10 protein-coding genes are annotated in these 16,809 nt (G+C 38.7%); 2 read left to right on the forward strand and 8 right to left on the reverse strand.

Going from position 1 to position 16,809, the window contains the following annotated elements; genetic code table 11:
- Positions 1–14: 14 nt before the first annotated feature.
- Together pdxH and RIB54_RS00395 are read left to right on the forward strand one after the other, a co-directional pair.
- The gene (gene pdxH / locus RIB54_RS00390; RefSeq protein ID WP_350098692.1) at positions 15–656 is read left to right on the forward strand and encodes a pyridoxamine 5'-phosphate oxidase; all 642 of its coding nucleotides are present in this window, start codon (positions 15–17) and stop codon (positions 654–656) included.
- Positions 653–1,894 (forward strand): glycosyltransferase family 2 protein, encoded by a 1,242-nt coding sequence (locus RIB54_RS00395; protein WP_350098694.1) that lies wholly within the window; start codon positions 653–655, stop codon positions 1,892–1,894. The genes pdxH and RIB54_RS00395 overlap by 4 nt, the downstream gene beginning before the upstream one ends.
- Here RIB54_RS00395 and RIB54_RS00400 read toward each other — a convergent pair.
- The 8 genes from RIB54_RS00400 to RIB54_RS00435 form a co-directional block, all read right to left on the reverse strand.
- Positions 1,887–2,573 (reverse strand): response regulator transcription factor, encoded by a 687-nt coding sequence (locus tag RIB54_RS00400; protein WP_350098696.1) that lies wholly within the window; start codon positions 2,571–2,573, stop codon positions 1,887–1,889. The two genes, RIB54_RS00395 and RIB54_RS00400, sit on opposite strands and share 8 nt — an antisense overlap.
- The gene (locus RIB54_RS00405; RefSeq protein ID WP_350098698.1) at positions 2,570–3,565 is read right to left on the reverse strand and encodes a glycosyltransferase family protein; all 996 of its coding nucleotides are present in this window, start codon (positions 3,563–3,565) and stop codon (positions 2,570–2,572) included. Before RIB54_RS00405 ends, RIB54_RS00400 begins: the two co-directional genes overlap by 4 nt.
- Positions 3,562–4,425 carry a UDP-2,3-diacylglucosamine diphosphatase gene (locus RIB54_RS00410; RefSeq protein WP_350098700.1) on the reverse strand — a complete coding sequence of 288 codons (864 nt, stop codon included), beginning with the start codon at positions 4,423–4,425 and terminating at the stop codon, positions 3,562–3,564. Before RIB54_RS00410 ends, RIB54_RS00405 begins: the two co-directional genes overlap by 4 nt.
- 194 nt (positions 4,426–4,619) lie before the next feature.
- Positions 4,620–7,058: an ABC transporter permease gene (locus RIB54_RS00415; RefSeq protein WP_350098702.1), complete on the reverse strand. Its 2,439-nt coding sequence runs from the start codon at positions 7,056–7,058 to the stop codon at positions 4,620–4,622.
- 18 nt (positions 7,059–7,076) lie between these two features.
- The gene (locus RIB54_RS00420) at positions 7,077–9,479 is read right to left on the reverse strand and encodes an ABC transporter permease (protein WP_350098704.1); all 2,403 of its coding nucleotides are present in this window, start codon (positions 9,477–9,479) and stop codon (positions 7,077–7,079) included.
- A gap of 12 nt (positions 9,480–9,491) precedes the next feature.
- On the reverse strand, positions 9,492–11,897 hold the full coding sequence (locus RIB54_RS00425) for an ABC transporter permease (RefSeq protein WP_350098706.1): 2,406 nt from the start codon (positions 11,895–11,897) through the stop codon (positions 9,492–9,494).
- Positions 11,898–11,907: 10 nt separating this feature from the next.
- On the reverse strand, positions 11,908–14,259 hold the full coding sequence (locus tag RIB54_RS00430; RefSeq protein WP_350098708.1) for an ABC transporter permease: 2,352 nt from the start codon (positions 14,257–14,259) through the stop codon (positions 11,908–11,910).
- Positions 14,260–14,285: 26 nt separating this feature from the next.
- Complete coding sequence (locus tag RIB54_RS00435) at positions 14,286–16,739, reverse strand: ABC transporter permease (RefSeq protein ID WP_350098710.1); 2,454 nt, start codon at positions 16,737–16,739, stop codon at positions 14,286–14,288.
- Between the last annotated feature and the right edge of the window lie 70 nt (positions 16,740–16,809).

Here is a 16,809-nt window from a genome sequence, read left to right on the forward strand (position 1 = left end):
TTTAATTTTGACCTATGGCAAAAGATATCGCATCCATCCGCAAAGATTACAGCAAACACTCCTTAGATGTTAAGGATGTAGACGCTAACCCCATTAAAGCATTTAACATATGGTTTGAAGAAGCCTTAAAGGCTGAAGTAACAGAACCTAATGCCATGAACCTGGCAACTGTGGGCAAATCAGGAGCCCCAACTAGCAGAATAGTACTTTTGAAAGAGGTGGACAGTGGCTTTGTTTTCTATACCAACTACCAGAGTGATAAAGGTCAGGATATGGAACATAACCCCATTGTGGCCTTAAATTTCTTCTGGCCTGAACTGGAGCGACAAGTAAGGATACAAGGTGAAGTAGAAAAAGTAAGCGAGGCCACCTCAATAGCCTATTTTCAGAGCCGCCCTAAAGCCAGTCAGATTGGTGCGTGGACATCTCCACAGAGCAGTATCATTAAAGACCGTAGTCTGCTGGAACAGCGGGAAGCAGAGCTTTCAAAGAAATTTGCCCACCAGGATGCATTACCTAAGCCTAAACAATGGGGTGGCTATAGGGTAAAACCATTTTACATCGAGTTTTGGCAAGGGCGCCCGAGCAGGCTCCATGACAGGATAGCATACACACTAACAGGCAATAGCTGGAAGATCAACAGGCTGGCACCTTGAGTAAACTGTATTTTGAGCGATACGCGTATCGTGATACATTTATTAAAGAGCCTCCTTCACCAAACCTAGGGCTGGTAGTCACTATACCGTGTTTCGATGAACCTGATTTAATCAGCAGCCTTGAATCATTAAAAGCGTGTGAACCACCAGGTTGTGATTTAGAGGTTATTGTGGTGATTAACGAAAGCCAGGATGCCAGCCAAAGTATCAAAAAGCAAAATAGGGCTACACTAAACGCTGCAATAGAATGGTCAGCAGCACATTCAACTAATCAGCTAAAGTTCTTTATTCATTATGAAGCCTTACCTCCAAAGCATGCCGGAGTTGGACTGGCAAGGAAGATAGCTATGGATGAGGCTGCCAGAAGATTAGATCAAGTTGGTAAGAATGATGGCATCATAGCTTGTTTTGATGCTGACAGCCTGTGTGATTCAAACTACCTGGTAGCCCTTGAAGAATATTTTAAAACTCATCCTAAAAGCCCAGGTTGTTCTATTCATTTTGAACACCCATTAGAAGGTGCGGAAAATGAGAATATTTATCAGGCTATAATTGACTATGAATTGTTTCTCAGGTACTATGTCCACGCGCTAAAATTTGCCCAGTATCCTCATGCCCATCAGACCATAGGATCGAGCATGGCCGTAAGAAATAACATCTATCAAAAGCAAGGCGGCATGAACAAGCGCAAGGCCGGTGAGGACTTCTACTTCTTGCAGAAGATAATTCCTTTAGGACAGTTTGGCGATCTCAACAAAACCAGAGTAATTCCCTCACCTAGAATTAGCGATAGAGTACCTTTTGGTACGGGCAAAGCAGTCAATGACTGGTTGATTAATGCAAAATTGAATACTTATAACCAATTAATATTCAATGATTTATCATACTTTATTAAAAGTACTAACTCAAGTAAAGATTTCAAGAACATCATTTCTGAAGTAGCAGGCACTCAATGGCCTGCTTCAATTAATGCCTTCTTGGAAACAGTAGATTTTGAAAATAATATTGAGCGAATAGCTAATAATTCAGGATCGTTAGAGGCTTTTAAATCTAACTTCTATCAGTGGTTTGATGCTTTCAAAGTATTAAAATATGTACACTTTGCAAGGGATCATTTTCATCCAAATATCCCAATTTATGAAGCTGCATATACCCTTTTAAAAATGAAAGGAATCACTCCTGCCGTAACTTCAAAAGAAGTGTTGATTCAATACCGGGAAATAGATAAATCTAGTTAGAGGTTTGTAGCTTGTACTTCCCTTCTCTTACTTGTTTTACAAGATCAACCCCTAGCTTCTCCGATACATTCTTCAGATAGTTATCTAAGGTCTTGGCAAGCAAGTAAACATCAGAACCCCAAATGTTATTTAATAGGCTTTCCCTTGAAATGAGTTTCTTAGGGTTTTGCGCAAAGAAGTACATTATTTCAAATTCTGATTCAGAGAGTTTAATCGTCTTGCCTTTATAAGCTACCAGTCTTGAGTTACGGTCAATGACCAGATCGCCAAGTTCAATATGTTTAACAGATTTTCTGATTACTAGCTTTTTCTTGAGTACAGTACTGATCTTATGTGTCAGGGCTCTTAAACCTGTTATCTTTTGTATAAAATCATCGCCCCCCGTCTCCAACGCTTCTTTTTGCAGCTGCTTATCAGATAATGCGGTAAGAAAGAATATATATGTATTTTTAAACTCTGGAGTTGATCTCAGTTGCTTGCAAACCTCTATTCCATTAATAAAAGGCATCATTATATCTAGTATAATCAGTTCCGGTTGAAAGGCCTTGGCAGCATCCAGGCTGTCAGTGCTTTTGCTCACCCCCAGCACATCATACCCTTCCTTTATGAGGTTGTACTGCAGTAGTTCTAATATATCTTTATCGTCATCAATAATTAATATTCTATGTTTGTTACTCATGCCTGCTTGCTTTCAAATTCGATGATCTTATCTATAATCCCCTGTGTTTCATCTTTATAATCGATCGAAAGCCTTTGATTGCCATCCACCCAATCCTGGATTTTTGGTATCCTCTTACTTCCCAACTTTTTTATAACCGGAACGCCCATTTTTTGCAGGGCCGCAGCATTGCATTGCTGCTCATACTGGCCCTTCATGGGTATTACCATCAATTTTTTACCAAGAAATATGGCTTCTGAAGGGGTTTCAAAGCCTGCTCCGCACAGTATGCCCTTTGCAGATGTCATGGCATGGATGAATTTATCATTATTGATTTTCTCAATTCTTACATTGTCCTGCCAATAGCTTGACTTTGTGTGCTTAGAAAAGACGTGCCAGTCTACACCTTTGATTTTTGACAATGTTTTAATGATCTTTTCGTCCGAATATGCCGGGAGGTAAACTGCATAATGTCCATAGTCCAGGTTCGCCTTCTCCCTGATTGACCGCCTGACTATTGGCGTAAAAATGTTCTTGTCAAAAGCATCAAAATGAAAGCCATAATGCACATTCGCAGGGGCATAATTTTTAAGAATGGATTTACCAATTAAATCTGTAGATTTAGGTTTGGGGCATTTGCTGGATAGCAAAGCACTTTGATGGCTCAATGCCACAACACGTTTGCCTTTGGCCCGTGCTGCCCAAGCAGAAATTGGCTCAAAATCATTGATGATAAGGTCATAATCTTCTACAGGTAAGTCCTTAATTTCCTTCAAAACCCTCTTGCTGGAGTTGTTATTGAATGTTTTGGAGATATCAATACCTCCCTTTTGTCCAAAATAGAAGCTTAGCCCAGGTGATTTATATTTTACTTCAAATGGTAAGGCAAGGTCTGCCTGTGCCCCGCTAACCATATAATCAACCTGCCCATGTTTTTCCAAAGCCGGAGCTACGTCCATGGCCCTGCTCAAATGTCCATTCCCTGTTCCCTGTATCGCGTAAAGTATCTTCATTTTTTAATAGGAATAGTTAAAAATTCAGCCACCATATCATTGAAAATATCGTCATTGGTTTGGTAGGTTTCTGATTTTTTATTGTTGATCTCAATGGCATGGGCCACCACATCTTCTTTATAGTTATAGATCTTCCAATGCCCATGGTTGTATTCCAGTGCCGTTAGGTTTTCAATCCAATCCCCACTGTTCAGATAGGTGACCTCGCCTTTTGCAGTCTTAACCTTGCGCATTTGCGGCTGATGAATATGCCCGCAGACCACATAATCGTAACCATTGTCTATAGCAATGTCTGCTGCTGTATTCTCAAAATCATCAATAAACTTGACGGCTGTTTTTACACTGTCTTTTATTCTTTTGGAAAGTGATATTTTACCTCTCCCAACTGCTCTCAGTAAGAAATTAACAAAGGTGTTAATGACTATCAGAGTATCATAACCCACTGCACCCAGCTTGGCGAGCCACTTTGAATACTGCATGGTTACGTCAAATACATCTCCATGAAAGATCCAGGCCTTTTTACCATCCAGATTAAGTACCACCTTGTTCTCTATTTTGAAGGTTCCTAATTCAAACCCTACAAACCTCCTGAGCATCTCATCATGGTTGCCAGTGATATAGGTGACTTCAGTTTTCTTGCTCAGCACGCTGGTGATATATTTCACAATCTGCATGTGCGATGAAGGCCAATACCGTTTGCTAAACTGCCAGATATCTATGATGTCACCATTAAGGATCAGCTTCTTCGGGTTGATGGACTTTAGGTACCTCAATAAATCTTCGGACTGGCAGCCATAAGTGCCTAAATGCACATCGGATATTACTACAACATCGACAGGGCGTCTATTTTCTCTTTTCATTGGGCATAAAATAAAAAAGATACCTCGCCTGATAACTTTGAACAATTAGTTGAATCAAACGGGTATCCTTAACCATACACTACAAATGTAGTATTGGCCTTTTACTATAATATCAATGGCCTATTATCATAGCATTACGAATGGTAATATTTCGATTATTAGAATATGATGAATGTTAAGAGAGTATTTCTTAGCTACTCGTAGCGCAGGCTATCGACCGGGTTGGTGGAAGATGATTTTATAGCTTGCCTGATAATGGACAGCACAGCTACCATTAAAGTAATACCAGCAGCAAGGATGTAGATGAGAAAATGCATTTCAATTCTGTATGTAAATGTATTGAGCCAGTTGGAGGTTAGCCACCACCCTATGCAGGTACCTATAATTATTGAGAGCACAACCTGTTTCATGAAGCCCGAAGATAATTCAACGGCCAATTGGACTGCTGTAGCTCCTAATATTTTTCTAATTCCCAACTCCTTGGTTCTGGATTCTGAATAGAAGACCATTAGCGCGAGTAGGCCCGAACTTCCAATTATAATGGCAATAAGTCCAGATACTTTAAGTCCAGAAAGTGTTAAATAATCTAATTCATAGACATTGTCAATTCTGTCATTAAACCATTTTGATTCGAAATTGTACTCTGGATACTCTTTCTTCCATTGTTGCTCGATAAAATTTACGGTCTGCTCTTTATATGCGGTATTGCTAATACGCAAGGCTACTTGTGAATAAAATCCCGTTCCCCAATAAAACATCACACATGGCTTTATTTGGTCTTTTAACCACATGTTATGAAAGTCCTTTACTACGCCTATCACCTCTGCTTCACCTTCATTAATAGAAATTTTCTGACCTATTAACTGATCAGGTGCAATGCCTAATTCCGCAGCTAGCGTTTCATTAACTACAAAACCATTAAAACCCTGCTGCCACGGCAGCATGTTGCTTTTAGAAATCCAGTTGCCGGCAATCAACTCAAGATCATATAGTGCTGCATAATCAAGGTCAACAACTTTCATTTCAGCCTCCCTTCCCATCTCAACAGTTTCACTAGACAACCGAAAGGTGGTACCATATTGTATATCAGATTCAAATGGAACACCAGAAGAAAAACTAACCCGCTCAATAGCATGATAATTTCCATATGACTGGCGCAGTCTTTCCATCTTAAGACTATCAGCTTTTGGTAGAGTGACAGTAACTATCTGGTCATGCTCAAAACCTAGATCTTTATTTTTTAAGAATGACATCTGAAAATAAACTACGGCAACTCCAACCACCATGATATGCACAAAGGAAAACTGAACTAGTAGCATTGCCCTACTTATCAGGCCTCCAGCTGCCTGACTGTTATAAACGCCATTGTTCTTCAAGACCTTTAAAAGATCAAAACGCGACATGATAAGAATCGGATAAAGACTTGTTATTAACACTATAGCGCAACACAATAACACAACCAAAGCATAAACATGTGCTGTAATCTGGATATTGAATGACATACCTAAAATGCCGTTGTTTATAATGTCAATCAGGTATTGCCCAAATACCAATGCATGAACTGCTGCTATGACAATTAAAAAGGAAGTTTCGAGCATATAGCGCTTTACAAGCTGCCTTTTTAGGTCTCCAAACATTTTGAGTAAAACAACTTCCTTACTTCGTTTTATAATCAAGGCCGAAGCAAGATTAATATAATTGGCACTCGATATGATGATTAGCAAAATAGCTACAGCAATAAGGCCATTGAGCATTGTTATTGAAATGGCATAACTCTCAATAGTTTCTGAATAAGTAGTGTCATTATGAATATCTACAAGCGACTGTATCTGATAGTTAATGCGCTGATCATCACTCTTGGATAGGTACTTGGCCTCAAAAGCAGGAAGGCGTTGTTCAAAAGCATTTTCACTCAAATGCTCAGGAAGTTTGATGTAGGTATATCCTTGATAATTACCTGACCAATTATTGACTGGATAAGGATTGTTCTCCCTGAAGAATGAGAAATTAATAACCACTTCATAACGGATATTACTATTGAGCGGTGGGTCACTTATAACACCTGCCACCGTTAGTACGGAGTTGTTATTTAACTCTATTTCCCTACCTATAATATTGCTATCATCTTTTCCATATAACTTATTCGCTAAGCCTTCTGTGAGCAAAATGGCATTATGCTGTTTCTTGAAGATTGAATATTCACCCTGAATCCAAAGTGACTTATCAATTAAGCCATAATTGAAGATTTTGAAAAAACTGGTATCGGCAAACAGCACATGATCAACCTCAAAATTCTTGGGTTTTCCACCTTCATTGACTGTTAAAAGCCGTTTGGTAGGCCCGGCAGTTTGAGTGACTTCCAGATCACTAAAATCATTTCTTAATGCTCCTGCCAGAGGGTAGGCTGTTGTGCTCCAATGATCTATCCCATTAGCAGTCACATTATCTTGCACTACACGATATATCTTATCACCATTGTCATGAAAGTGGTCAAAACTGCTTTCATAAAATACAAATGAAAATATTGCAATGGCTACTGTAAGTGCGATAGTAATACCTATAAAGTTTACAGCATTAAAAAAGACATTTTTACTTATCCTCCTTAGAAATACCTTTAAATGAAATTTCAACATCTTCTATTCTTAAAATTGTTATTCGTACCTGAGACTATCTACAGGGTTTTTATTAGCAGTGTTGTATACCTGGCTCGAAATGGTAATCAATATTATTAACGCAAATAAGCCTATTGGTGCAGCAAAGAACCATACTCCTAATGTGATTTGAGTGACGAATTCATTGAGCCAATTTTGAAACAGAATATAGGCTAATGGCATGGCTATCAAATGAGCAATCATCGCCATTTTGAAATAAGTATTGGTAAGTAAAACAAGCATCTGACTTACAGATGCTCCCAGTACCTTTCTAATACCCACCTCCTTTTTGCGTTGGTTTAGCATCTGCACAGAAATACCTACAAGACCAATGCATGATATAAGTATTGCTATAAGGCAAAAGGCATTAAAGAACCTTTGAAACCTGACATCATTCTTATATTGTGCGTTGTACTCCTGTTCTAAAAAGAAGTATTCAAAGGGGGAATCAGGGAAAAGGAATGACCAGTTTTTCTCCAATTGGGCCAGCAGGGCAGCATTATCATTAGCAGCATAGTCAATAACATAGAATTTCATATTCGAGTCAAGTGACCTGTAAAAAGTTGGAGCAACCTCTTTTTTCAACCCTTCCTGATAGAAGTCCTCAACCACACCAATAATTTTCACCTCAAACTCATTTTGAAAAATCACCTTATCTACAGCTTGTTCAGCATTTTCAAAGCCTAAAGCGAAAGCGGCCGACTCATTAATAATTGCGTTGCCTGCGTTTTGTTGGGGGTCAGGATTAAACTGCTCACCACCCAATAATTTGATATTGAAAAACTTAAAGTAATCTGTATCGATATTCAGGTTAGTGTAGCTGATTGATGATCTTTCGCCCTTTATTTTGGTGTAGGAATTCGTTCTCCAATAAACTTCCTGTCCTGGAGTGGCATCAGCAGCTGACACCCCATTTACTCCGGTTATAGTCTCAAACGAATTTTTCACCCTTTCTGTGACTGTGCCAGCAGTATTATCAGTTCTTGGTTCTTTTATAACTACCTTATTCTTTGTATTGATATTAAGGTCATAATTTAAGACATGGTCAATTTGCAAATAGACTACTGATACACCTGCTATCAAAAAGAGGCTCACAGCAAACTGAACGAGCAAAAACAGCCTTCTTGTGCCCACTCCACCTACAGAAACTATTTTCATAGTGTTAAGTGCCTGATCAACTTTCCAACCAGACATAATCAAGGCAGGATAAAATCCGGTAAACACGGTTCCTATCAGCAATATGGCACCCAGTTCTATAAAATAGTTATGAAAGCTATTGATACCCAAAGAGCCCTGAATATTAAAGTAAGATTCAAAATAGCCAGCTACCAATTGGATAATGGTTATGGCGACTAATATGCCCAATAAATTGATGATAAAGGCCTCTGTTAAAAACTGAACAATTAACTGCTCGCGCTTCGCCCCTGATACTTTCCTTACTCCAACTTCCTTAGACCTTCTGGAAGCTATCCCCGCATATAGGTTGATCACATTTATGAAAGTAACTACCAAAACAAATATCGCTAGAATTAACAGGTATTGAAGTGTTTGTGCATCCACCGGCTCGTCAAATTCTGAGGCGTAGCTGGTATCGTTATGTATCTTATTAATGTTGCTAAGAGAATAAACTGCACTACTGCTTGCCCCAAACTTTCCATTAACATAGTTATTCAGTTGTTGGGCAATATCTGATGGATTAGTACCATCCTTCAATTCAACATAGGTATAAAGGTTATTCCAATTCCAGTTCTGGTCAATCTGATCTCCCACAAATTGATATAGCGTACTATAGGATATCAAAACATCAGGCTTTAGGTGACTGTCCTTTCTAATATTTTCAAATACTCCTTTGACATAAAACTCTATTGTTCCATCTAAATTGGGGCTATTTACTTTAATAGAAAGTCCGATCGGACTAGCACCTTTATAGAGCTTTTGGGACAATTCTTCGGAAATAATTATGCTAAATGGAGCTTCAAAATCTTCTTTAGTTGAACCAGGAAGCATTTTGTAATTGAACTGATTGAGATGTTCGACATCTGCCAATAAAATATTAGGTTCTTTTACATTTTCCGAATCAGTACTGAGAATTGCATCTCCAAAAATCACTACTCTGGAAAAGCCTTCAACTGCTGCAAATTCATCTAAAAGCACCTGTCCTACAGGAGGAGCTGTTCTTGAAGACTTTTCAGTAACACCATCTGATGTTAACGTTTCAAGATTTACACGGTATAAATTTTTATAATTAGGCAGATGAGTATCGTAACTTGTTTCAAAGGAATAATAATTAAATAAGAGCAAAGAAGAAGATATCCCTACCCCTAAGCACAGGATATAGAGCAAGCCTATTTTCTTGTTTTGAAGAAGTTTTCTTAGTGCGATTTTCAGAATATTTGAGAGCATTCCTTATTGGTTTTATTCGTTTCTTAAACTGTCCGTTGGGTTCGCCATTGTTGACTTTAATGTTTGGCCTATTACAGATACCATAGCAATGAATATTATCGCCATGATTGGAAGGACATAAAGCCACCAACCTATTTCGACCCTGGATGTATAGTTGTTTAACCAAAAGTCAACCAGATAATATGATAATGGTATGGCCAAAACACCTGCAATAACGATAAGTCTCAAAAACTCTTTGGATAATAAAGAGATCAAACTCAAAACAGAAGCTCCTAATACTTTCCTTACTCCAATCTCCTTGGTACGCTGTGCTATAGTGAAGGTAGACAAACCTACTAGCCCGAGGATGGCAATAATAATTGAGAGAAAGGTAAACAGCAGCACCACTGATGAAAAAACCTGCTCTGTTTGGTATTGATAATTATATCTGTCATCAAGGAAATAGTAATCAAAAGCTGCATCAGGAAAGGATTCACCCCAGAGTTTTTCAACTTCATTTATGGCCATTTTAGAATCTTGAGTATTTAGTTTCAAGGAAATGAAATCACCCCAAGGTGTGTATCTGAAAACCATGGGAATAAATACTTCCTTTGGAGATCGTTGGTGATAATTATCCACCACTCCAATTACTTCTTCTTTGTAATCACCGCCATAGGTTATAATCTTACCTACTGCTGCCTCAGGGCTTGCGAAACCAAGTGTTTCTGTGGCCTTTTTATTAATGATAATCCGTGTACGATCTTCTTCATTTTCATTAAAATTCCTCCCAGCTATTAACTTAATACCCATAGCATCTATAAAGTCTTCATTGAAACGTGTTATGTAATAATTATAGCTTCCTGCGTTTTCATCAGCTCCTTCCCTTCTTAAAGAGTTAGTAGTATTCAGATCACCAAGCTCCGCACCCGGCATGGCATCAGAATGGGCCACTTTTTCAACTATATTGAAACTCTTTAAGTTATTGGAAAATGACTTTGAAGCCAGGGTATACATAGAGTCTGAAAGCGCCACTTGTGGTCTTCTAAGCACAAGTGTATTATCAAGATTAACTCCTAGATCCTTATTCTGAAGGTACTGAACCTGAAAATACACTGTGATAGAGACACCTATTAGAACAACAGTACTTAAAAACTGAAAAACTACCAGTCCCTTCCTAAGAATATAACCCCTTGAAGAATTTGCGAATTTTCCCTTAAGTACCTCAACAGGTTTGAAGGAAGATAGGATTAAGGCAGGATAAATACCTGATAATATCGTTCCAATAATTATTATGCCTCCAAATAAAAGCAGAATGAATGAATCACTAAATAAATTCTGAGGTAAGACTTGACCTGTAAGACCTGCAAATGCAGGAATAGATATTTGAACGGCAGTAAAAGCCAACACGCAAGCAATGATGTTGACCATCAATGATTCGATAATAAATTGCCTTATCAATTGATTTCTTGATGAACCTACCACTTTCCTTACCCCCACTTCTTTAGCTCTATTTATAGCTCTGGAAGTACTCAAGTTGACATAATTGATCCAGGCAAGGATGATTATAAATACCGCTATCAGCACCATAAAGTTGACAGTTTGGGCATTTCCATTTACTTCAGGTTCAAAAGACTTGTTAGAATACAGGTGGATATCATTGATGGATTCTGATATGACCACCTCATCCTTAAGGTGCTCACTGTCTTCACTATATTGAGCCAACTTCTCATTAAAAGCACTAACCGATGTGCCTGGCTCCATTAACAAATAGGTGTACTCATTATTCCCACCCCATATATTGTCGCTATACCATCTCCAATAAAGTGGCAGGGTAGCATGAGAAATCAGAATATCGAATTTGAGATGAGTTTGCTGTGGGGAATCCTCCATAACGGCTACAATTTCCAAGGGCTCTTTTGTGTTGGATAGTTGAAAGGTCTCACCTACTACATCTAGCCTACCAAAATACTTCATAGCAAGGCTTCTTGAAAATGTAGCCTTATAGGGCTTACTGAAAGCTTCCTTTGGATTACCACTTAAAATTGGATAAGAAAATATCTCAAAAACAGAAGGGTCGGCACAGTATATCTTATCCTCATAAAAGGTAAGGTTATTAGCCTTAATGGTGTGTGAATCCATACCAGCCAGACGTACATAGTCCCTGACTTCAGGCATTTTTTCTTTGAATTCCTGACCTAATAGCTGGTAAGTTTCTACATCATTAATGATAAACTCATTGCCATTATACAAATTCAATGAAAGCCTGAAAACATTGCCTGCATTCTCATGAATGCGTTCATAACCTCGCTCATGCCTGACATAAAATGTTAAAAGAACTGTAGCAGCAATACCAATGGCTAAGCCAATAATATTTATAAAGGAAAATATTCTGTTCTTTAAAAGGCTTCTTAGGCCTATTTTAAAATAGTTTTTAATCATGGTTATGGGTTTACTCGTACCTCAAACTATCTACTGGGTTAGCTTTTGCTGCCCTTACAATATGATAACTTACTGTTATAAAGGCGATTAACAACGCTACAACACCAGATATTGCAAAAGGTATTATTGATGAGTCTATCCGATATGCAAAGCGTTGCAACCAGTTTTCTGTTAGATAATATGCCACCGGTGTGCTAATAATAAATGAGATTAATACCAGTCTTAAAAATTGCTTTGAGAATAAATTGGTGAGCTGCCAGATGGAGGCTCCAAAAACCTTTCTAACCCCAGTTTCCCTCTTACGCTGCTCTGTCATATAAGAAGCAAGGCCAAACAACCCAAGGCAAGAAACAAGGATGGCAATAGTCGAGAATATGGCTGTTAGCTTGCCCACAATATCCACACCTGCATACTGGCGTTCATACTCCTGATCCATAAAACCATATTCAAAAGGATATTCCTGCTCATATTTCGTAAACACTTCCTCAATACCTTCAATAACCTCCTTTTGATTCTCTGTATTTAAAGCTGCATAACCCCTCCAGGCCACATCAGTCTGATAAACAATAACGGGCTCTATGCCTTGGAACAAGCTCTGATGATGGAAATCACGCATCAACCCGCTAATCACACCTTTGTCTCCCCATACAGAGATTTCCTGCCCGACAGGGTCAGTCATACCCATTATTCTAGCTGCTTCTTCATTGATTAAAAAATGAACTAAAGTAGTATCAACAGTTTGAGGAAGGTTAGTACCTTGCAGTAGCTCAATGTCAAACGTTTCTAGAAAGGCATAATCGGTTTGAATTACATGAAAGAAGTTCTGATCATCTTCAGGCTTTCCACTCCACTGTGGAGATGATGTGGAATTCGATATGTTAATAGGATTAAAATTAGAATATGCTACAGATTCAATGCCAGGGATGTTTAACAGATCGTTTCTAAACGCCTCCGCACTTTTTGATGCACTTCTGGTCGGGAAATAGACAATGTTATCTTTATTTAAACCCAAATCCTTGTTTAGTACATGCGACAACTGCTGGTTGGTAATAATTGTAGTGGAGATAAAGGATATGGACAGTACAAATTGAAAGATTACCAGCACTCTGCGAAAACCAGTGAGTGAACCACCAGTACGCTCCACACCCTTTAACACCTTAGCCGATTGAAATGATGACAAGTACACGGCTGGGTATATGCCTGCCAGAATACCCGTAACAAGGGTAACGGCCAACACAGCGATAATGAACATTGGGTTGAAAAATGGAATTGAAAGTTCCTTACCTGTCAGTAAGTTAAATGCAGGAATCAATATATCAGCCACTGATACTGCCAGTACCATGCTTATCAAAGCAATGAAAATAGATTCTCCTAAAAACTGAAGTACAAGAGACTTTCTTGAGGCTCCAACGGCCTTTCTTACACCTACTTCCTTAGACCTCTTTCCAGCCCTGGCTGATGACAGGTTCATGAAATTGATACATCCGATGATTAAAATGATGAATCCGATAACTATAAAGATTCTTACGTAGACAATTCTCCCTCCCTCTGCTAGTCCTTTTGAAAGGTCTGATTTTAGATAGTAATCAGTGGTAGGAATTAAATGTAAATTACCTTCATTGCTCTCGGTATACTTTAGTATTAGGTCAGGAAATTGCGCTGACACATCCTTTTTTGTGGCATTCTCAGCGAGAAGGACATAAGTAAAGTCATTGAAGTTTCCCCAGGATTTATAATGCGGATGATCAATCAAAAACTTTTGGTAAGGCAATAGATAATCAAACTGAATAGAAGAATTGGCCGGTATATCTTTAAGTATTCCAGAGATAATAAATTCAGAATCATCTCTATCACGCACTTTTATCATTTTACCTAGTACGTCAGTAGTGCCAAATATCTTAGTGGCAAGGGTTTCGGTAATGACAATACTATTTAAGCCTGTTAGTACGTCTTCTTTGTTACCCAGAACCAATGGGAAATCAAAAACACTTAAAAAGGCAGAGTCAACATACATACCATACTCATTAAATGTACTGGATCCATTGATAATCAATCGATTAACCTCTCCTGAGGACTTTACTGCCACTTCAACACCAGAAACGTCACTATTGATTACCTCTGCAAGTAGTCCCGGAGTATTTATCCAGTACAGTGAATTGGTACCATTATTAATTTCTGCTATAACAGAATATATTCTATCCTTTTTAGAATGAAATTTATCTACTGCATATTCATCTGCTACCCATAACGCTATGAGGAGCGCACAGCACAGACCGAGTGCCAGACCAGCGACATTAATCAGTGAGAACACCTTACTTTTAGTAAGGTTTCTAAAGGCTATATAAAAATAGTTTTTAAGCATATTTAAGTTATTTTGAGTGTTGTTATTTATTCGTGTCTAAGACTTTCTACAGGGTTCTTCCTTGTGGCATTGATGACCTGAGAGGCAATGGTGACAAACGCTACTATAAGAATCAGGAATACTGGTATCGCAAACATAAAAAGTGTGATATCGATCTTATATGGATATGCCGAAAGCCAATTGCCAAGGGCAAAATAAGCTACAGGAATGGCAATAAGGCTTGAGATAATAATCAGCCATAAATATTCTAATGAAAGCAGCTTAAATATTCTACCAACAGAAGCTCCCAATACTTTTCTGATGCCTATCTCCTTTGTGCGCTGGAGAACGGCATATGAGGCAAGGCCCAACAAACCAAGGCTGGCAATGATTATTGATAACAAGGCAAACAAGCTTATAATAAAACTGAATTCCTTGTCACTTTGGTATTGTGCATCGAACTGGTGATCCAAAAATTCATAGTCAAATGGATACTCAGGGAAGAACTTGCTCCACACTTTATTGATCTCTTCAATATCAGATTTTAGTCTGGCCGCCCTCTGATCTGAGGGCAGGTTTTGATCTACGTTGAGCGATAAGGAGTAATAGCTACTCCAGCTGCTTAATACAAAGGCCATTGGCACTATTTTGCTTTTCAAGGATTGGTGATGGAAGTTTTTGACAACACCTACAATGGTTAGCTCAGGAAACATTCTGCCCTCTATCAACGGCTTTCCAATAGCCTCTTCAGCACTTGCAAAACCCAGCAGCTCCAGGGCCTCTTCATTAATCACAAAGGTGCCTTTGTCGAAAGTGCCATCTCCTTTTTGGTAAAACCTGCCTGCGGCCATCTCCAGACCATAAGTATCTGCAAAATCCTTGTCGCAGGCCAGAAGGGATATTTTTTTTCTTTCATCATCAGCCTGCCCCGGTTTCTTCAAAGAAGTATTCCACCCTGTTTCATTACCAGGCACATCACTGCTGGCTGACATAAATTTGACTGCATTTAAACCAGCAATTTCTTCTTTGAATGAATTCACCGTTTTGTAAGTATCTCCACCGCTGTGAATATCTAAAGGAGGAGCATCTAAGAGTAGTACATTGTCGATTTTGATGCCCAAATCTTTGTTCTGCATATAGGTAAGCTGCTGATAAACCACATAAGTGCCAATGATCATTAGTGTTGAAGCTGAGAATTGAAAAACGACCAGTCCCTTTCTTAACAATTCCCCACCCTTACTGCTGGTCAGTTTTCCTTTCAGAATGGCCGATGGTTTAAAACCTGATAATACAAACGCAGGATATAAGCCTGATAAAAATGAACCAACTATCAATATACCTCCAAAACTTGCCCAGAATATGAGCCGCTGCTCAAGACCAAGATCCATAAGGTTGTTAATGTCAAAAATGAGTGGCAGCACCAATTGAACAATAGTTAAAGACATAAGTGCAGCTAAGAAGTTGATAATTAACGACTCAATGAGAAACTGAGCCCGAATCTGGTTTACCTGTGAACCAAGGGCCTTTCTTACTCCTACCTCGCGTGCTCTTTCTATCGCTCTGGCTGTAGATAAATTGATAAAATTGATCCATGCAATAACCAAAATAAAAATACCAATAGCCTCTAAACCTAACAACAAGCTTTCAGCCGATTTATTAATTGAGTCATCCTGCTCCACCGTTGTAAGGTGAAGGTCAGTCAAAGGCAAAGTCTTTAGTGTCCACTTAGAGTCTCCTTCTGTAAACTCAGGCCTTGAGGTTACATCCCTTTCCAAGGCTGCCAAAATCTCATTATTAGGCTTTGAACTCTTTATATAGGTTTCAGAATTCCAGTCATTCCAGTCATTGGTTAAACTCTTACCTTCTTTGTCAACATAAGAAGCTATAGAGAGCAAAACCGATAAATTAAAATCAGTATTGGCAGGCAGGTCTTCAATCACTCCAACAACCTCAAAGTCCCTATTGCCTATGTTTCCACTAAGTGTTATAGTTTTGCCCACAGCCTCAGTGGTTTCAAAAAACTTATTGGCCACACTTTCAGAAAGCACTACCTTCATAGGCTCCTTTAATTTCTCAAAAGAACCAGCCACGGCATTTAACTGTAGCACCTTCCCGATATCCGGATCAACATACCTTACCCCTGCTTGTTCGAGTGCCGTTCTATTACTTCCATTATCATAAATGAGGCTGTAGTTCTGATAATCAATATCAATTAAGCGGAAAGAGCTCTCTATCTCAGGCACATCATCATAAGCCAATTTCAAAGCAGAGCCCGGGTTCATATACGCCCGTGTTATACCGGCCTGGTCCCTGGAGAAGTAAGTTCTGTAGATTTTCTCGTTTTCAGCAAAGTTTTTATTGTAGCTGAATTCATAATTGACATAGTAAAATATACTGAGACAGGCCGCCATGCCGAGGGCAAGCCCTGTTATGTTAATGATGCTGAAAACTTTCTTATTTAAAAGGTTCCTTAAGGCTATCTTAATAAAATTGGAGATCATATCAATAAATTTTTCTAGTCTACACTCCTCTCAATGCCAATATGCGTACCATTTTTATAAATCACTGTAA

The organism is Fulvivirga sp., assembly GCF_040218215.1.
Classification (GTDB): domain Bacteria; phylum Bacteroidota; class Bacteroidia; order Cytophagales; family Cyclobacteriaceae; genus Fulvivirga.